This is a genomic window from Nocardioides sp. NPDC058538 (assembly GCF_042719275.1).
Lineage (GTDB): Bacteria > Actinomycetota > Actinomycetes > Propionibacteriales > Nocardioidaceae > Nocardioides.
Window position 1 is genome coordinate 156,877 of record NZ_JBHXNY010000004.1, and the last position, 17,130, is coordinate 174,006.

Annotated in this window: 19 protein-coding genes; 6 read left to right on the forward strand and 13 right to left on the reverse strand. The window is 70.9% G+C overall.

All coding sequences use genetic code 11. The annotated features are described in order from the left end of the window. Positions 1-103: 103 nt before the first annotated feature. The 5 genes from ACFWQC_RS05510 to ACFWQC_RS05530 all read left to right on the forward strand — a co-directional run bounded on the left by ACFWQC_RS05510 (position 104) and on the right by ACFWQC_RS05530 (position 5,451). Positions 104-766: a potassium channel family protein gene (locus ACFWQC_RS05510; RefSeq protein ID WP_378674204.1), complete on the forward strand. Its 663-nt coding sequence runs from the start codon at positions 104-106 to the stop codon at positions 764-766. Beyond that, entirely contained in the window at positions 766-1,437 is a 672-nt protein-coding gene (locus ACFWQC_RS05515; RefSeq protein WP_350720306.1) for a TrkA family potassium uptake protein, read from the forward strand. Before ACFWQC_RS05510 ends, ACFWQC_RS05515 begins: the two co-directional genes overlap by 1 nt. Before the next feature lie 103 nt (positions 1,438-1,540). Next, positions 1,541-3,310, forward strand: a complete 1,770-nt coding sequence (locus tag ACFWQC_RS05520; protein WP_378674207.1) for an ABC transporter ATP-binding protein — start codon at positions 1,541-1,543, stop codon at positions 3,308-3,310. Next, complete coding sequence (locus tag ACFWQC_RS05525) at positions 3,307-5,058, forward strand: ABC transporter ATP-binding protein (RefSeq protein WP_378674210.1); 1,752 nt, start codon at positions 3,307-3,309, stop codon at positions 5,056-5,058. Before ACFWQC_RS05520 ends, ACFWQC_RS05525 begins: the two co-directional genes overlap by 4 nt. A gap of 99 nt (positions 5,059-5,157) precedes the next feature. Beyond that, a complete protein-coding gene (locus tag ACFWQC_RS05530) occupies positions 5,158-5,451 on the forward strand; it encodes an HU family DNA-binding protein (protein WP_355019552.1) in 294 nt (97 codons plus the stop codon). Between the two features lie 67 nt (positions 5,452-5,518). Here ACFWQC_RS05530 and ACFWQC_RS05535 read toward each other — a convergent pair whose 3' ends face one another. The 10 genes from ACFWQC_RS05535 to ACFWQC_RS05580 form a co-directional block, all read right to left on the reverse strand. After that, positions 5,519-6,910 (reverse strand): ABC transporter ATP-binding protein, encoded by a 1,392-nt coding sequence (locus ACFWQC_RS05535; protein WP_378674213.1) that lies wholly within the window; start codon positions 6,908-6,910, stop codon positions 5,519-5,521. Beyond that, positions 6,907-7,734, reverse strand: a complete 828-nt coding sequence (locus ACFWQC_RS05540; RefSeq protein ID WP_378674216.1) for an ABC transporter permease — start codon at positions 7,732-7,734, stop codon at positions 6,907-6,909. Before ACFWQC_RS05540 ends, ACFWQC_RS05535 begins: the two co-directional genes overlap by 4 nt. Further along, positions 7,731-8,690, reverse strand: a complete 960-nt coding sequence (locus tag ACFWQC_RS05545; RefSeq protein ID WP_378674219.1) for an ABC transporter permease — start codon at positions 8,688-8,690, stop codon at positions 7,731-7,733. The genes ACFWQC_RS05540 and ACFWQC_RS05545 overlap by 4 nt, the downstream gene beginning before the upstream one ends. Continuing rightward, a complete protein-coding gene (locus ACFWQC_RS05550; RefSeq protein WP_378674222.1) occupies positions 8,687-10,228 on the reverse strand; it encodes an ABC transporter substrate-binding protein in 1,542 nt (513 codons plus the stop codon). Before ACFWQC_RS05550 ends, ACFWQC_RS05545 begins: the two co-directional genes overlap by 4 nt. Before the next feature lie 140 nt (positions 10,229-10,368). Beyond that, positions 10,369-10,491: a type B 50S ribosomal protein L36 gene (gene ykgO / locus ACFWQC_RS05555; protein WP_141780388.1), complete on the reverse strand. Its 123-nt coding sequence runs from the start codon at positions 10,489-10,491 to the stop codon at positions 10,369-10,371. Positions 10,492-10,497: 6 nt separating this feature from the next. Beyond that, positions 10,498-10,734, reverse strand: a complete 237-nt coding sequence (gene rpsR / locus ACFWQC_RS05560; protein ID WP_378674227.1) for a 30S ribosomal protein S18 — start codon at positions 10,732-10,734, stop codon at positions 10,498-10,500. Positions 10,735-10,763: 29 nt separating this feature from the next. Beyond that, a complete protein-coding gene (gene rpmF / locus ACFWQC_RS05565; protein ID WP_378674230.1) occupies positions 10,764-10,940 on the reverse strand; it encodes a 50S ribosomal protein L32 in 177 nt (58 codons plus the stop codon). 30 nt (positions 10,941-10,970) lie between these two features. Next, positions 10,971-12,089, reverse strand: a complete 1,119-nt coding sequence (locus ACFWQC_RS05570; RefSeq protein ID WP_378674233.1) for a CobW family GTP-binding protein — start codon at positions 12,087-12,089, stop codon at positions 10,971-10,973. Positions 12,090-12,254: 165 nt separating this feature from the next. Then, entirely contained in the window at positions 12,255-12,515 is a 261-nt protein-coding gene (locus tag ACFWQC_RS05575) for a type B 50S ribosomal protein L31 (RefSeq protein WP_378674236.1), read from the reverse strand. Positions 12,516-12,594: 79 nt separating this feature from the next. Then, complete coding sequence (locus tag ACFWQC_RS05580; RefSeq protein ID WP_355224860.1) at positions 12,595-13,152, reverse strand: XRE family transcriptional regulator; 558 nt, start codon at positions 13,150-13,152, stop codon at positions 12,595-12,597. Between the two features lie 72 nt (positions 13,153-13,224). Between ACFWQC_RS05580 and ACFWQC_RS05585 the strand changes: the two genes are divergently transcribed. Then, complete coding sequence (locus tag ACFWQC_RS05585) at positions 13,225-14,787, forward strand: FAD-dependent oxidoreductase (protein ID WP_378674239.1); 1,563 nt, start codon at positions 13,225-13,227, stop codon at positions 14,785-14,787. A 10-nt stretch (positions 14,788-14,797) separates the two neighbouring features. Here the strand turns inward: ACFWQC_RS05585 and ACFWQC_RS05590 are convergent, their stop codons facing one another. The 3 genes from ACFWQC_RS05590 to ACFWQC_RS05600 form a co-directional block, all read right to left on the reverse strand. Further along, on the reverse strand, positions 14,798-15,319 hold the full coding sequence (locus ACFWQC_RS05590) for a hypothetical protein (RefSeq protein WP_378674242.1): 522 nt from the start codon (positions 15,317-15,319) through the stop codon (positions 14,798-14,800). A 6-nt stretch (positions 15,320-15,325) separates the two neighbouring features. Further along, entirely contained in the window at positions 15,326-16,036 is a 711-nt protein-coding gene (locus ACFWQC_RS05595; RefSeq protein WP_378674245.1) for a TIGR03943 family putative permease subunit, read from the reverse strand. A 79-nt stretch (positions 16,037-16,115) separates the two neighbouring features. Continuing rightward, positions 16,116-17,102, reverse strand: coding sequence for a permease (locus ACFWQC_RS05600; protein ID WP_378674248.1), 987 nt, complete (start codon positions 17,100-17,102; stop codon positions 16,116-16,118). Between the last annotated feature and the right edge of the window lie 28 nt (positions 17,103-17,130).

A 17,130-nucleotide genomic window follows, 5' to 3' on the forward strand; every position in this document is an offset into this window, starting at 1 on the left:
ACATCTCGGCTTCGGCGCGCTTCCGGATCGCCGCGCCCATCCGAACACGCCAACTTCGAGGGCGTAGGCGACGCGCGGCCCGCACGAGTGTAATCATGACACGGTGCACGTAGTGATCATGGGCTGTGGCCGCGTCGGCTCGACCCTGGCCAGGAGCCTCGAGGACCGTAACCACACGGTCTCGGTCATCGACCAGAGCTCCGAGGCGTTCCGGCGCCTCGGGCCGGGCTTCAACGGCGACAAGGTCGCCGGCATGGGCTTCGACCGCGAGGTCCTGCTCAAGGCCGGCATCAAGCGGGCCGAGGCGTTCGCGGCGGTCTCCAGCGGTGACAACTCCAACATCATCTCCGCCCGGGTGGCGCGCGAGGAGTTCGGCATCCAGCAGGTCGTGGCCCGCATCTACGACCCCGGCCGCGCCGAGGTCTACCAGCGCCTCGGGATCAGCACCGTGGCGACCGTGAAGTGGACCGCCGACCAGGTGCTCCGCCGGCTCCTCCCGGCCGGCGCCGAACCCGACTTCCGCGACATGTCGGGCAACATCCGCATCGACCAGGTCATCATGCCCGAGTCCTGGGTCGGCCAGCGGACCATCAAGTTCCAACGCCAGTCCGGCAGCCGCATCGCCTGGATCGACCGGCTCGGCGAGGGTGTCCTCCCGGTCCTCGAGAGCGTGATCCAGGAGGGCGACGTGCTCCACATCGTCATGCGCGAGGAGAACACCGCGCAGGCGTACAAGACGATCAAGAACGGCCCCGAGGAAGACTGATGCGAGTAGCGATTGCGGGAGCCGGAGCCGTGGGAAGGTCCATCGCCAGTGAGCTGATCACCAACGGCCACGAGGTGCTCCTCATCGACAAGAACCCGGGCTCGATCAAGCCCGAGCGGGTCGCCGACGCGGAGTGGCTGCTCGCCGACGCGTGCGAGCTCTCCTCGCTCGAGGAGGCCAGGCTCGACAACTGCGACGTGGTCATCGCCGCGACCGGTGACGACAAGGCCAACCTGGTCTGCTCGCTGCTGGCCAAGACCGAGTTCGGCGTGCCGCGCACCGTCGGCCGGGTCAACCACCCCAACAACGAGTGGCTCTTCACCGAGGCCTGGGGCGTCGACGTCAACGTCTCCACCCCGCGGATCATGTCCGCGCTGGTCGAGGAGGCCGTCACCGTCGGCGACCTGGTGCGGCTGTTCACCTTCCGGCAGGGCCAGGCCAACCTGGTCGAGATCACGCTGCCCGCCGACTCCCCCTACGTCGGCAAGCCGACCGGTCTGGTGCCGTTCCCGGAGAACTGCGCGCTGGTCACGCTGCTGCGTGACGGCCAGGTCTACGTGCCCACCCCCGAGCAGCCTCTAGAGCAGGGCGACGAGCTCCTCTTCGTCGTGCCCACCGAGAAGGAGGACGAGCTCGAGCGTCTTCTCGCCCCCACCGGTCACGGCGGCTGACCAGGGTGTGTCCGGCAATTCGGCGCTCGGCCGGCGCATCCGGATTGCCAGACAGACCCTAGGTCTCGTACGCAGCAACCCCTCGATCTCGGCAGGACAACAGTTGGCGCGCTCCCCCCTCCTCCAGACGCTTCGTCCTGTCCGGGGAAGGCTGGTCGCCAGCCTGCTGCTGATGGTCGTCTCGACCGTCGCCGGCCTGGTGCCGCTGGTCGGGATCGTCGAGCTCGCCCGGATCCTGCTGCCCGCGGCGTCCGGCGCCGCCGTCGATACCGCCCGTGCCTGGGTCGTGGTCTGGATGAGCGTGGCGGCGCTGCTGGTGCGCCTGGCGACGGTGCTGGGCTCCTCCTGGCTCTCCCACGTCGCCGACCTCGACCTCTCCATCCACCTGCGCCGGCTGCTGGTCGCCCGGCTCGGCAGGGTGCCGCTGGCGTGGTTCACCGAGCGCAACTCCGGCACCGTGAAGAAGGCGGTGCAGGACGACGTCGCCGCGCTGCACCACCTGGTCGCGCACTCGGTCATGGAGCTGACCGCGGCGATCACGCTGCCGGCCGTCGTGGCCTGCTACCTCTTCATCGTCTCTCCGCCGCTCGCTCTGGTCACCCTGGTTCCGCTCGTGCTCGGGCTGGTCGGGTTCCGGATCTCGATGCGGGGTGCCGCAGCGCTCTACCGTGACTACGACGCCGGGCTGGCCGAGCTCGCCGCGGCCACGGTCGAGAACACCGGCGGGATCGCGGAGATCAAGACCTTCGGCGCGACCGGGCAGGCTCACCGGCGCCTGGCCGAGGTCGCCACCCGGTTCGGCGGCTTCAACCGGGCCTGGATGCGACACTCCGCCCTGGGGATGCTGCTGATGGAGCTCGCGCTGACGCCGGCGCTGACCCTGGTGCTCGTCCTCGGCGCCGGTGTCTGGATGCTTCGCGCAGACTGGATCACCGGGCCCGACCTGGTTCCCTTCCTCGTCCTCGGCCTGGCGATGACCGCGCCGGTCACCGTCGCCGGCTACGCCGCCCGCGAGCTGCGCGAGGCGACCGAGGCGGCCCGGCGCATCCAGCGCCTGCTGGCCGAGCCCGAGCTTCCGGAGCCGGCCGACCCGGGCCCGGCCCCAGACCTCTCCCGGGTCGAGCTGCACGGTGTCTCCTTCGCCTACTCCCCCGGCGCGCCACCGGTGCTCCACGACATCGACCTGGTCCTCGAACCGGGCACGGTGACCGCGCTCGTGGGCCACTCCGGCTCGGGCAAGTCGACGCTGGCCAAGCTGCTGCCCCGCTTCGCCGACCCCACCGCCGGCCGGATCACGATCGCCGGGGTGGACCTGCGCGAGATGACGAGCGCACAGCTCTACGAGCAGGTCTCCTTCGTCTTCCAGGACACCGGGCTGCTGCGTACCTCGATCCGGGACAACATCCGGCTCGCTCATCCCGGGGCACCGGACGAGGACGTACGCCGCGCGGCCGAGGCCGCGCAGATCGCGGGCCGCATCGACGAGCTCTCGCGAGGCTACGACTCGGTGGTCGGTGAGGACGGCCAGCTATCCGGCGGCGAGCGGCAGCGGGTCGCGATCGCCCGCGCCCTGCTGTCCGACACCCCGATCCTCGTCCTCGACGAGGCCACCGCGGCGGCCGATCCCGAGTCGGAGGCGCTCGTCCAGCGGGCGCTGTCCCGCCTCGTCGCCGGACGTACGCTGCTGGTGATCGCGCATCGCCTCTCGACCGTCACCGCGGCCGACCAGATCGTCGTCCTCGACGAGGGTCGGGTCGCCGAGCTCGGCACCCACGAGGAGCTCCTCGCCCTGGGCGGGCGCTACGCGCGGCTCTGGGCCGCCGACCAGCGCGCCCACCCGGTGGGCGGCTGGGCCGAGGAGGAGTCGGCATGATCACCATCGTCCGCCTGCTCGCCGATCTCCTCGATCACGCTCATCGCCGCCAGCTCGCCCGCGTCGTGGCGATGTTCGTCACCACCGGCGTACTCCAGGGGATGGCCTTCGCCTGTGTCGTGCCGGTCCTGGACGCCGCTCTGCGCCAGGACTGGGACGCCGCGACCACCTGGCTGGGCGTGCTCGCCGGCCTCTTCGTGGCCCATCACGTGGCCCTGACGGTCGGCAACATGGACGGCTACGACCTGGCCTGCGACCTGCTCGACATCACCCTGGCCCGGCTCGGCGACCACACCGTGCGGCTGCCGCTGGGCTGGTACGACCAGGACCGCACCGGGCAGCTCTCCCGGATGGCCTCCAAGGGCGCCACCGACATCGCCTCGGTGCCGGGCCACCTGCTCCGGCCGCTGATCGCCGCGGTGGTCAGCCCCGTCACCGTCGTCGTCGCGATGGCGTTCCTGGAGTGGCGCCTGGCGCTCGCGCTCCTCGTCGGAGTCCTCGCCGTGCTCGCCACCACCCGGCTCCTCGCGACGATCGTCGGCCGCGGCGAAGGAGCCTACGACGCCGCGATGGCGGAGGGCTCGGCGCGCGTGGTCGAGTTCGCGCTCAACCAGCCGGCGCTGCGTGTCTTCGGCCGCACCGTCCACGGCAACGAGCTGGTCGAGAACGCGCTGCGGGAGCAGAAGCGAGCCTCGCGACGGCTGCTGGTGACCGGGTTCGGTGGCCTGGGGATCCAGCTGCTCTCCATCCAGGCGCTGCTCACCCTGGTGATCGCGCTGGCCGTCCACCTCAGTCTCGGCGGCACTCTCGCCCCAGCCACGGCGATCGGGCTCCTCGTCCTCACGGTGCGGTTCGTGGAGTCGCTCATCGACTACGGCGAGCTCTCCAGCGCGCTGCGGATCGCCGAGGGCTCGTTGCGACGTGTCCTCGACGTGCTCGCCCTCGAGCCGCTCCCCGAGCCGGCCACGCCGGGCGAGCCGGCCGACAGCGGCATCGAGCTGCGCGACGTGGCCTTCTCCTACGACGGCACCGCCCGGGTCCTCGACGAGGTCTCCCTCGCCGCGCCACCGCGCTCGCTGACCGCCGTGGTCGGGCCCTCGGGCTCAGGCAAGAGCACCCTGCTGCGCCTGGTCGCCCGGTTCCACGACGTCACGTCGGGCTCGGTGATGCTCGGTGGGGTCGACGTACGCGATCTCGGCACCGAGGCGCTGATGCGGCGCGTCTCGATCGTCTTCCAGGACGTCTACCTCTTCGAGGGCACCCTTCGCGACAACGTGATGATGTCGCGGCCCGACGCCACCGAGGACGAGCTGCTGGAGGCCGCCCGGCTGGCCCGCGTCGACGACATCGTCGACCGTCTCCCCCACGGCTGGCAGACCCGGATCGGCGAGGCCGGCTCCACGCTCTCGGGCGGTGAGAAGCAGCGGGTCTCGATCGCCCGGGCGCTGCTGAAGGACGCCCCCGTCGTCCTCCTCGACGAGGCGACCGCCGCCCTCGACGCCGAGAACGAGGCCGCGGTCCAGGAGGCGCTCACCGCGCTCTCCGCCGACCGTACGGTCATCGTCATCGCCCATCGCCTCCAGACGGTCGTCGCCGCCGACCAGATCGTCGTTCTCGACGGCGGCCGGATCGTGGAGCGCGGGTCCCATGAGGAGCTCCTCGCCCACCGCGGCCGCTACCTCGACTTCTGGCGCGAACGTACGCAAGCAGAGGGCTGGCGGCTCCTCGAGGGCCCGCAGAGCCCGTAACCACGCGGAACACGCCGCGCGTGAACGTTGAAGATCCCCAGGTCTGGCCTACGCTGGCGACGAGCCGCATCTCGTCAACCTTTGCGGCTCGGATCAACGATTAAAGGAGATCGCATGAACCGCACCGACCTGGTGAGCGAAATCGCCAAGCAGGCCGAGATCACCCAGACGCAGGCTTCCGCCGCCCTGGGTGCCGCCATCGAGGCGATCAGCGCGGCCGTTGCCAACGGCGACAAGGTCACGCTGCCCGGCTTCGGTACGTTCGAGTCGCGCGAGCGCTCGGCTCGCACCGGCCGCAACCCGCAGACCGGCGCCGAGATCAACATCCCGGCCTCGAAGGGCCCGGCGTTCAAGGCCGGCTCCGCTTTCAAGGAGCGGGTCGCCAAGGGCTGAGTCCCTGGACACCTAAGAAGGGCCGGGTCGTCATGACCCGGCCCTTCCTTGATTTTCCTGACTGTTCTCAGAGTGCGATCTCCCGGTCGGCGACCGCAGCCGACAGGTCGGTGTCGTGGGTGACCAGGAGCAGCGCGGCCCCGCTCTCGGCGATCTCGCTCATCAGCGCGTCCACGGTCTGCTCCTGGGTGACCAGGTCGAGCCGCGAGGTGGCCTCGTCGGCGAAGACGAGCGCAGGACGCGGCAGCATCGCCCGCACGACCGCGATCCGCTGCAGCTCACCACCAGAGACCTGCCCCGGCCGGCGGCGCAGGATCTCGTAGGGCAGGCCGAGCCGCTCCAGCGACGCCCGCACCTCCGCCTCCCCCACACCATGGCGCCGCATCACGTCGCCGAGCGCCTTCTCCAGGCTCACCTGCTGCGGGAACGACAGCGCCGGGTCCTGGTACAGCTTCTGCAGCCGTCCCCGGCCCACCCCTTCTCCGTACGTCACCGACCCCGCGTCGAGCCGGGTCAGCCCGAGCAGCGCATTGCCGAGCGTCGTCTTGCCCGCGCCGCTGGGCCCGGTGATCGCGACCCGCTCGCCGGCCCTGATCTCGAGGTCGAGACCCTCGAAGACCGGCCCGTGGGCGTACGCCTTCGCGAGACCCGAGGCGCCGACCAGGAGCTCGCTCCCGCCAGGCGCCTGTGAACGCATCCAGGGGTGGTCCCAGCGTGAGGGCTCGGCGGCCAGCAGTCGTCGGGTGTAGTCGCCGGTGGGCGTGGTCAGCACCTCCTCGGCCGGCCCGGACTCGACCACGGCCGCCTCGCGCATCACCATCACCTCTCCGCCGAGCCGGCGGGCCAGGCGTAGGTCGTGGGTGATGGTGAGCAGCAGGCCACCCTCGTCGAGGTGGCTGAGCAGCAGATCGGCGAGCTGGTCGACCGACGCCCGGTCGAGGCCCTTGGACGGCTCGTCGAGGATCAGCAGCCTGGCACCGCCGATGGTCGCCGCGGCGTACGCGACCCGCTGGGCCATACCGCCCGAGAGGGTGTGCGGGTAGGCACCGCCCGCGTCAGCCAGCCCGACCTGGCCCAGCCGGTGATCGGCGGCCCGGGCCGCCGAGACGCTGCGTGGCGACCAGCCCGGTGCGCCCTCGGCGACCTGGGCGCGGACCCGCATCGTCGGGTCGAGCGCGAGCGCGGGCTCCTGCGGGAGCAGGGCGACCTCGCGACCCCACAGCTTCCGCCGGCCGTCCCGGTCGGCGAGATCGAAGGACTCATCCCCGATCGTCAGCGACCCGATGGCTGCCAGCTCGGGCGGCAGCGTACCCATGAGCGCGTGGGCGAGGACAGACTTGCCCGAACCGCTCTCGCCGACGATCGAGAGCGCACGCCCGGCCTCGATCCGCACCTCGGGTACGTCGGCGAGGACGAGGGATCCGGTGCGTACGACCACTCCGGTGGCTTTCAGGTTCATCGCCCCTCCTCCGGGGATCGCAGCCCGAGCAGGCAGACGGTGAGCAGGAACAGGACCCCGACCGGGGCCAGCGGCATCCACGGCGCCGCGTCGTAGAACGGAAACGACTCGGTGATCATCAGGCCCAGCTCCGCGCGTGGCGGCTGGAGGCCGACCTTGACGAAGCCGAGCGTCGACATCGCCAGGATCGAGGTGACCATGCCGAGCGAGGCCAGCGTCACGAGCAGCGGGCGCAGTGCCGGCCACAGATGGCGGCGGACGACGTGGGTCCAGCCGAGCTGCAGCAGCCCTGCCGCCTCCACGGCGGGCGAGCCGAGCACCAGGGCGCTGCGTGCCCGCACCACCCGGAAGAACTCCACCCACTGCACGAGCGCGAGCCCGACGTAGAGCGCCACCATGCTCCCTGGCGCGGCCAGCGCCGAGACCAGCAGCACCACGAGCAGCGCCGGCACCGCCACGAAGGCCTCAGAGACCGAGCGCAGCAGCGCGTCGACCCAGCCACCGAACCAGGCCGAGGCGACCCCGGCGACGCAGCCGAGGACCAGCGCGGTCGCCACGCACACCAGCGCGAGCAGCAGCGAGACCCGGGTGGCGTGCGCTACCCGGGAGGCGACGCTACGCCCGTAGTCGTCGGTCCCGAGCGGGTCCGACAGCGACGGCGGCTGCAGGTAGCGCGCCAGGTCCTGGCTAGCCGGGTCGGGCAGCACCAGCGGCCCGACCAGCGCGAACGCGGCGATCAGGACCAGCCCACCGACAGCGGCGACCCGGGCCCACGAACGCTGGGGCCTGGCCCCGATCGTCTGTTCCAGCATCAGCATGCTCATGCCTTCACCGCCCGTCCCCGCGGCCGCGGGTCGAGCCAGGCGACGGCCAGGTCGACGAGTGTGTTGACCAGCACGATCAGCAGCGCCAGCACCAGCGCGGACGCCTGCAGCACCGGGATGTCACGCCAGAAGACGGCGTGGACCAACGAGTGGCCCAGCCCGTCCCAGGCGAAGAGGCTCTCCACGACGACGACTCCTTCGATCAGCACGACGAACTGCACCCCGAGGTACGGCACCAGCACGACCGCGGCGTTCCGCACCACGTGTCTGACCAGCACCCACCTCTCGGCCAGCCCCTTGGTCTGGGCGAACTCCACGTACGCCGAGCCGCGGACCTCCACGACGGCGTCCCTGGTCACCCGCGCGATGAGCCCGGAGAGCCCGAGCCCCAGGGTCAGCGCGGGCAGCACGATGCTCCCGCCGCCGTGCCCGACCGCCGGGAAGAGCCCCAGCTGCGCCGAGAGCACGATCATCAGCAGCAGCCCGAGCAGGAACGGTGGCACGGCCCGTACGCCGGCGACCCACAGCGAAGCGAACCGGTCGGCGATCCCGCCCGGCCGGCGCGCGGCGACGACCCCGATCCCGGCACCCAGGACGACCGCGAAGATGATGGCGAGCGCGGCCAGCTGGAGGGTGCCGACCAGATAGAAGCCGACCTCCTCGAGCACCGGCTGGGAGGTGACCAGCGACCGGCCCAGGTCCAGCTGGAGGAGGTCGACCACCCACGCGCCGAGCTGCTGCCACAGCGGCTGGTCGAGCCCCAGCTCGTCGCGCACCTGGGCTGCCGCGGCCGCGTCGACCATGTCGTAGCCGTAGCGCCCCGCCGCGATCCGGTAGGCGATGTCCCCCGGCAATCGCTGGGTGATCACGAAGCAGAGTGCCGATACGCCGACCGCCACCGTGAGAGCCTGCGCCGCCCGCCGGACGAGGACGGCCCCGACGACCCGCGTCCTCACGACGCCAGCTCGACGTCGGTGATCCGCCAGGTGGTCTCGAGGGAGTCCAGGACGAACCCGTCGACCCGGTCGTTGACCGCGGCGTTCATCCGGTACCACGCGACCGGGACCAGCGGCAGCTGCTCCTGAGCCGCCCGCACGATCGTCTCGCGGTGCGCGGCGCCCTCGGCACCCTCGGCTCCCGTCGTCAGCGCAGCCACGGCCTCCGCGACGGCGGGGTCGCTCCAGCCCATGGCGCCCCAGTCGGACCCACCCTCGCCGAAGGTGTCGGCGACGGTCGGCAGCGGGTCGGTGACCAACGCGAAGAACTGGGCGACGAGCGCCATCTGAAGAGTGCCGTCGGCGTGCTTGGCCGGGATCTCGCTGGAATTGGAGACCTCGACGTCCACCTGCACGCCGACCTTGGCGAGCTCGGCCTGGATGGCGGTGGCCAGCGCCGGCAGCTCGGGCCGGTCGGGGTAGGTCAGCAGCTCGAGCCGCAGCGGATCGCCGTTCTTCTTGAGAGTGCCGTCGGCACCGGCCTTCCAGCCCGCATCGGCCAGCAGCGCCTTGGCACCCTCGGTGTCGTAGGTCAGCGGCTCGAGGTCGGCGTCCCAGTCCTTCAGAGTCGGCGGCATCAGCTGGGTCGCGGCGAGCTCCTTCTCTCTCAGCACCGCCTCGGCGATCGCGTCCCGGTCCAGCGCCAGGCTGATCGCCTGCCGGACGCGTACGTCCTTCAGCGCCGGGTCGCCGGCGTTCATCTTCATGTGAATGGTGCGGGGCTGCAGGGTCGAGGCCATGTCCACGCCGTCGGTCTTCTCGACCCGCTCGCGACCGGCCGGCTCGAGCCCGAAGACCACGTCGGCCTGGTCGCTGGTGGCCATCACCGCGCGGCTCTCGGCGCGGCCGACGGCCTGGAAGGAGACCTTCTCGACGTCGGGCTCCTCGCCACGCCAGTCAGCGACACGCACGGTCTCGATGCGGGAGGGCATCTGGATCGTCTCGATCCGGTAGGGCCCGGTGCCGATGACGTCCTCGACCTTCCCCTCCTCGTCGTAGGCCGACGGGGCCAGGATCGCGGTGCTGTAGTGGCTGAGCACCGCCGGCAGGGAGACGTACGAGTCGGCGAGCTCGATCACCACCGAGCCGCCCTCCGCGCGGATCGCCTCGACCCCGACATCGGCCAGCGGGCTGGCAGCCTCCGCTTCGACCTTCTCGAGAACGGCGACGACGTTCTCGGCGGTCATCGGCTCGCCGTCGTGGAACTCGGCGTCCTCGGCCAGCTCGAAGGTCCAGGTCCTGTTGTCGTCCTCGGCCGCCCACGACGTGGCCAGGCCGGGGGCGAGAGCGCCGTCGACATCGGCGGTCACCAGGGTCTCGGTGACCTGGAGCCGGGTGAAGAAGTAGCCGTCCGCGGACGACTCGAGGCTGTGCAGCTCGAACGGTCCGGCGATGCGCAGCGTGTCGGTCGGGCTCGCGGCTCGTGAGCCGCACGCGGTCGCCGCGAGGACGACGGCCGCGAGGACCGCGACGCCTCGCAGGTGGGGGCGGATGTGCATGTTGCTGCCTTCCAGTCAGGGGACCCCGAACCCTAATGAGAATGATTACCATTGGCAACTTGGTTGGTGGTGGCTCAGCCGACAGACGTCGGCCCCGCAGCTCGCAGAGCTGCGGGGCCTTCATTCGGGGCGGACCGGACTCAGCCCTGGCGTGCCTTGAGGCGCGGGTTGCGCTTGTTGATGACGAAGACCCGGCCGCGGCGGCGTACGACCTGGGAGCCGGGCTGGTTCTTCAGCGACCGGATGGAGTTGACGACCTTCATCGGGATCTATCCCTTCGTGCTCGTATAGGGCAGCAGCGCGACCTCGCGGGCGTTCTTGATCGCCTTGGTCACGGCGCGCTGCTGCTGCGGGGTGAGTCCGGTGACGCGGCGCGAGCGGATCTTGCCGCGGTCGGAGATGAACGTACGCAGCAGCTGCACGTCCTTGTAGTCGACGTAGGTCACGTCTGGCGCCAGCTGCGGCTTGCGCCGCTTGCGGACGGGAGACAGCGGTCGTTTGGGCATCGGGATCGGCTTCCTCTCAGCAGAGGCTCTCAGCGGAGCCTGGCGGGGTCGACGTAGCCGCGCTGGACCGCGCGGACCAGGCGACGAGGCACGTCATAGCTCTGGCCATCGACGGTCACCGGCACGAGCGCGACCGGAGTCGCCTTCCAGCTCGACCGGCGGTGGCGGGTGTTGCTGCGCGACATCTTGCGCTTGGGTACGGCCATGGCGGCCTCCTTCGGGGTGGTGGATGCGATTCAGGCTGCGCGGCCGATGGGGCCGAGCCAGTCCTCGAGCCCGTCCCAGGACTCCTCCCAGATCTGGCCGCGCTGGGCGATCTCCTGGTCGGTGAGCAGGGCGCGCTCGAAGGCCTGCGGGATCTCCTCGGCCTCGTCGTCGATGCCGATCACGACGATCCGGGTGAGCCGCTCGGTGCGACCCCACTTCTGCGTCGACCCCACGCTCGCCTGACCACCAGCCCCGTCCCAGACGCAGATGTCGTCGGGGCGCGTCGGCACCCAGAAGCAGCCGCGCGAGCGGCGCGGGCCACCGCCGAGACGCTCCAGCTCCTCCTGGAATCGGACCGGGTGGATCGGGCGCTCCGAACGCAGGTCGAGCCGCCAGGCGCCACCCTCGGGCAACGGCGGCAGCGCATTGCGGCGCACCTCCGCGACCCACGCCTCGACCGCGTGGTGACGGTGCACGCCGGCGACCAGGCCGGCGGCGTCCAGGAGCGAGGAGTCGGTCACCACCGGCGTACCCGGCCGGGCGAGCGTCGCGACCAGCGAGTCCTCCTCGGGATCGGGAGCCTCGGTGATGCTGACGACGTCGGCGTACTCGACGATCGCACTGGCGACCTCGGCGACACCGCGACGGTCGTCCTCGGATGTGGCCAACCCGCGCTCGTCGAGGAGATCGGGACCGAGCAGGTCCTCGGCGACGGTCGCACCCTCGAGCGCCGCGACGACGGCAGCGATCGAGATGTGCGGAGCCATCCGCGGAGCCCACGCGAGCACCCGACAGACCTGGATCGCCTCGGCAGCGACCGGTAGGCAGGCCACGATGCTCCCCCAACGGCCCTGGGCCGCCAGGCGCTCGAGCGTCGGCACGATGTCCTCGCGGATCGCGCAGGCCACGCAGGCGTGGGCGAGGTTGATCTCCTCGTGCTCGATCACGCCGGTCAGGTCACTGACGACGCGGGTGAGGAGCTGGCGCTCGGGGTCGATGATGTGGCGCACCATGACCGCGTCCGGAAGGCCGAGATGGAGCGAGATGGTCGCCGAGAGCATCGCGCCCTCCTCGACCCCGCTCACCAGGATCACCGGCGTCTTGGGGCGCGAGAGGTTGCGGGGCGTCCGCGGACGAGGCGCGCTCATCGCGCCACCTCCGTAGCGCAAGCGCCAGGATACGAACGCGGCGCGCTGAGAATCTCGACGGTCACTCGCTGACGCTCGCTCATCGCGCCACCTCCGTAGCGCGAGCACCAGGATACGAACGCGGCGCGCTGAGAATCTCGACGGTCACTCGCTGACGCTCGCTCATCAGCCGCGCCCGTACCTGCGCTTGAACCGCTCGACCCGTCCCTCGGTGTCGACGACGCGGCCGCGTCCGGTCCAGAAGGGGTGGCTGGCGCTGGAGACGTCGACGTCGACGACCGGGTAGGTCTCGCCGTTCTCCCAGGTGACCCGCTCGTGGTCCTCGGCCAGACGCTCGAGGATCGTCGACTGCATCAGGAAGAGCTTGTCCGCCGAGCGGTCGCGGAAGACGACCGGCCCGGAGACGGGGTGGATGCCTTGTTTCATGGGGACCTCCCGCTGTAGTTAATGATAACGGTTCTCATTCTACACACAGGATCACGCCCCGCTCATATCGAGGCGAGACTCACCCCTCGGCGGTGTGGGTGTGCATGCGTACGCCGTCGCTGTTGAAGATGCTCAGCACCTGCGCCGGGCGCGACCCGGTCGCGAAGATCGCGTGCGGCACCCGGGTGTCGAACTCGGCGGCCTCGCCGCGGGTCAGCACCAGGTCGCGGTCGCCCAGCAGCAGCCGCAGCTTGCCGGAGATGACGTAGAGCCACTCGTAGCCGTCGTGCACCCGCGGCTCCGGCACTTCGGTCACCGGCTCGTAGGTGATCTTGAAGGTGTTGACCGGCGACCCCTCCGGAGTCAGTGGTGCGATCTCCATGCCGTCACGGCGGATCACCGGCCGGCGCACCCGCGGGTCCGGGACCGATGGCGTCACCAGGCTGTCGAGACCCACGCCGAGGTGGCGGGTCAGCGGGATCAGCAGCTCCAGGCTCGCCTGCCGCTTGCCCGACTCGAGCCGCGACAGCGTGCTCGGCGACATCTCCGCCATCGCGGCCAGCTGATCCAGGGTCCATCCCTTGCTGTGCCGGATCGCCCGGATCCGCGGCCCGACCTGCTTGAGCTCGTCGATCATGTGCTCCATCTCCCATTTGCCATTTCTGCAAGAACCCTTGCCGTTCCTTCATTGTGCCACTGAACTGGTGGCATGACCGAACACACCAAACACACCGAACACTTCGACGCAATCGTCATCGGCGGCGGTGCCGCCGGCCTCTCCGCGGCTCTCATGCTCGGCCGCTCCCGCCGCCGGACCCTCGTGATCGACTCCGGCCTCCCCCGCAACCGCTTCGCGGCGCACATGCACGGCGTCCTCGGCCACGAGGGCATCGACCCCGCAGAGCTGCTGCGCAAGGGACGAGAGGAGCTGGCTGCATACGACGTCGGGATCCGCCCTGGGCGGGTCGCCCGCCTCGACGAGACCGACGAGGGCGTGAGCGTCCTCCTCGAGGACGGCGAGCGGCTCACCGGCCGGGTCGCGATCGTCGCCACCGGCGTCACCGACGAGCTTCCCGACATCCCCGGGCTCGCCGAGCGCTGGGGCGCCACCGTCCTGCACTGCCCCTACTGCCACGGCTGGGAGGTGCGCGACCGGCGGATCGGCGTCCTGACCACCTCACCGCTCGGGATGCACCAGGCGCAGCTGATCCGGCAGTGGAGCGACGACGTCGTCGTCTTCACCGCGGGTCTCGGTCCGCTCGAGGAGGCCGACGAGCAGCGGCTGCTGTCGCGCGGGATCACCCTCGTGACCTCTCCTGTCACCGAGGTCCTCGGCGAGGGCGACCAGGTCACCGCGGTTCGCACCGAGGACGGGCTGACCACCGAGGTCGGCGCCATCTTCACCGCCGGCACCCTGCGCCCGCACGACGACTTCCTGACCCACCTCGGCCTCGCGCGCGAAAACTCGGCGGTCGGCAGCTTCCTCGCCGTCGACGCGACCGGCAAGACCAGCAGCGACCGGATCTGGGCGGTCGGCAACGTCTCCAACCCGATGGCCAACGTCCCGATCAGCATGAGCGCCGGCACCATGGCCGGCAGCGTCGTGAACATGGCCCTGGTCACCGACGACTTCGACCGGGCCTCGGCCGGGCCCGCCGCGGTGGACTTCTGGCAGGAGAGGTACGCCGGCAGCGACCGGATCTGGTCCGGCAAGGTCAACACCGTGCTCGGCGACATCTCCGCCGGCCTGGAGCCCGGGACGGCCCTCGATCTGGGCTCCGGGGAGGGCGCCGACGTGATCTGGCTGGCGCAGCGGGGCTGGCGAGCGACCGGCATCGACATCTCCGAGAACGCCGCCATGCGCGGACGCGAGGCGGCGCGGGCCGCGGGGCTGAGCGAGGACCAGGCGAGGTTCGTCGTCTCCGACCTCTCCTCGCCGGCCGACCTCGACGGGAGCTACGACCTGGTCACCGCCAGCTTCTTCCACTCCCCCGTCGAGCTGCCGCGCACCGACATCCTGCGCCGCGCGGCCGATCTGGTGAGCCTGGGCGGACACCTTCTGGTCACCTCCCACGCGGCCGCACCGCCCTGGGCAGACGCCGCCGCGCACGAGCACCGCTTCCTCGACGCCAAGGAGGAGCTGGCCGAGCTCGGCCTGCCCGAAGAGCGCTGGGAGACGGTCGTCCTCGAACACCGGCACCGTCCCGTGACCACCCCGTCCGGCGAGGAATCCACCCTCGAGGACTCCGTGGTCCTGCTCCGTCGCCGGTGATCGCCAGGCGTCAGGCGGCGCCGCAGGTCTCGGTGAGGAACTCACCGAGGCGCTCGTAGGCGAGGTTCTGGGCCTCGCTGCGCTCCAGCGGGTCTTCACCGCGGCCGGTGCGCAGGGCGTCCTCGATCATCATCCGCACGCCCTCGACAGCGGCCGCCGGCGTACCTTCGGGGACACCCATCGACTGCAGACTTGTCGCCGCCAGACCGAGCGCGGTCTCGTTCTCGTCGTTCGGGGTGGACATCTGGGTCGCGTGGGCGTTCGCCATGGTCTGTACGGCGCCGCAGAACTCCTCGAGGGACGCGACCGGCCCGGCGGCGACCGGAGCGGCCGACGAGGTCGCACCTGAGGGGGCAGAGGCTGCCGGTGCGTCTCCACCGCCGAGGTCGCGGGTGAGCACCACGACGCCGATCGCGACCGCGATGATCACGCCGACGACGATCGTCCGTGGCGGGAAGCGGTCGCGCCAGGTCGGCTCACGCTGCGCCTCCGCCCGGCGAGCGGGGTTGCCGGAGCGCCTCGGGTCACCCATCGATGCTCACTGGTAGGTGTTGGCGGGCGCCTCGCGCGGCTCGACGGAGGCGGCCTCGATGGCCGTCTCCGACTTGCCGCCCGGCGCGGTGCCCTCGACCCAGCGACCGGTGACCGCGACCCACGAGTCGCGCTCCGGGGCGTCGTCGTAGTCCTCGACCCGCACCCGCGAGGCGCTCGCGTCGGCGGCGCAGCAGGCGATGGCGATGCGGGTGACGTACCAGTTGCCGTTCTCGTCGGTGCTGACGAAGCCGGTGAGGCGTACGTCGCGGTCCTTGATCGTCGCGCCGTCCTCGACACCGGCACGCCACATGAACTCGGCGACCTCGACGTCGACCGGCCCGTCGGAGGCGGGCAGCGGCAGGATCTCGGCATCGGGGGCCGCCGCGACCGGGTCGTCGGCACGTCGCTCGGCGAGGTAGGCGCCCAGGGACGGCGGGCTGGCCACGAAGACGATCACCCCGGGAATGATCGCCAGCCAGGTCATCGCCGGGACCTTGTGGTCATGGGCATCGTGGTCATGGTCGTCGCCGTCGTGCTCGCCCGACGCGGGACGAAGCAGCATCCACACGGTCAGCCCGAGCAGCACCACACCGGTGGCGACCAGCGGCCACTTCATCCAGCCCGTGACGTACCTCAGATAGCCGTCGCCGAGCGAGAGCCGCAGCAGGACCGCCCCGAGAAAGCCGACGACCAAAGCCTGGGTTGTACGTGTCACGCGGCCACCTCCGTTGCGCAGGCGCGATCATACGGACGCGGCCGCGTGTTGATTGAATGGATCGCCCGCTGGCGCTCGCTCACAGGAGCCACCATCCGATGCCGACGGCGGAGGCGACCGCCGTGATGATCACCAAGGGTACGAAGCGAAGCGCGAAGCCCATGCCGAACTGGCCGGCCTCCATCGAGGCGAGCTTGATGTCCATCGCCGGGCCGACGACGAGGAAGACCAGCTTCGCGGTGTCGGAGAAGGCGGTGAACGAGGCAGCGACGAAGGCGTCGGACTCCGAGCAGAGCGCCACGATGAACGCGAACAGCGCCAGCGTGAGGATCCCGAGCACCGCCTGACCGGCGACGGTGTTGACCACCGAGCGAGGTACGAACGTGTTGACCGCCGCGGCCAGCATTGCGCCGAGCACCAGGAAGCCGGAGGCGTGCAGGAAGTCGTGGCTGACGTTGCCGAGGAACGACCGCTCGTGAGCGTGCTCGTCGCGGCCCAGGTTGGTCAGCCGCTCGAGCAGCAGCTTGCCGCGGGCGAGCATGATCCAGCCGACCGCGACGGCAGTGATCATCGAGGCCAGGAACCTGGCCAGCACCATCACCGGCTGGCCGGGGAAGGCGACCGCGGTCGAGACGAGCACCGCCGGGTTGACCGCGGGCGCGGCCAGCATGAACGTCAACGCGACCGCGGGTGCCACCCCGCGGCGGATCAACGAGTTCGTCACCGGCACCGCGGCACACTCGCAGCCCGGCAGCCCGATCCCGGCCAGGCCGGCGACCGGGACACCGAGCGCCGGGCTCTTCGGCACGATCTTGCTCAGCGCCTTCTCCGAGAGGAAGGTCGAGATGACGGCGCTGAGCAGTACCCCACCGAGCAGGAACGGGGCCGACTGCACCACGATGGCGACGAAGATGGTGCCCCAGGTGTTGAACAGGTCGTGGTCCAACAGCGGCAGCAGCCAGCGCTGGGAGAGCAGGATGACGAGCAGGACGATCGCCACGACCTCTGTCTGCCCCAGCCGGAACCCAGACTTCTCGGCCGCCCGCACCGGGGTCTTCGTACTCATGGAGCGTGTGTCTAGCACAGCCCGACGA

Coding starts and splice junctions, on each gene's coding strand:
- ACFWQC_RS05580 (WP_355224860.1), bottom strand. CDS start 13,152: ATGATCGACGAGCTCAAGCAGGTCGGGCCGCGGATCCGGGCGATCCGG.
- rpsR (WP_378674227.1), bottom strand. CDS start 10,734: ATGCCCAAACGACCGCTGTCTCCCGTCCGCAAGCGGCGCAAGCCGCAG.
- ACFWQC_RS05535 (WP_378674213.1), bottom strand. CDS start 6,910: ATGAACCTGAAAGCCACCGGAGTGGTCGTACGCACCGGATCCCTCGTC.
- ACFWQC_RS05570 (WP_378674233.1), bottom strand. CDS start 12,089: ATGAGCGCGCCTCGTCCGCGGACGCCCCGCAACCTCTCGCGCCCCAAG.
- ACFWQC_RS05525 (WP_378674210.1), top strand. CDS start 3,307: ATGATCACCATCGTCCGCCTGCTCGCCGATCTCCTCGATCACGCTCAT.
- ykgO (WP_141780388.1), bottom strand. CDS start 10,491: ATGAAGGTCGTCAACTCCATCCGGTCGCTGAAGAACCAGCCCGGCTCC.
- ACFWQC_RS05600 (WP_378674248.1), bottom strand. CDS start 17,102: ATGAGTACGAAGACCCCGGTGCGGGCGGCCGAGAAGTCTGGGTTCCGG.
- ACFWQC_RS05575 (WP_378674236.1), bottom strand. CDS start 12,515: ATGAAACAAGGCATCCACCCCGTCTCCGGGCCGGTCGTCTTCCGCGAC.
- rpmF (WP_378674230.1), bottom strand. CDS start 10,940: ATGGCCGTACCCAAGCGCAAGATGTCGCGCAGCAACACCCGCCACCGC.
- ACFWQC_RS05550 (WP_378674222.1), bottom strand. CDS start 10,228: ATGCACATCCGCCCCCACCTGCGAGGCGTCGCGGTCCTCGCGGCCGTC.
- ACFWQC_RS05585 (WP_378674239.1), top strand. CDS start 13,225: ATGACCGAACACACCAAACACACCGAACACTTCGACGCAATCGTCATC.
- ACFWQC_RS05515 (WP_350720306.1), top strand. CDS start 766: ATGCGAGTAGCGATTGCGGGAGCCGGAGCCGTGGGAAGGTCCATCGCC.
- ACFWQC_RS05540 (WP_378674216.1), bottom strand. CDS start 7,734: ATGAGCATGCTGATGCTGGAACAGACGATCGGGGCCAGGCCCCAGCGT.
- ACFWQC_RS05590 (WP_378674242.1), bottom strand. CDS start 15,319: ATGGGTGACCCGAGGCGCTCCGGCAACCCCGCTCGCCGGGCGGAGGCG.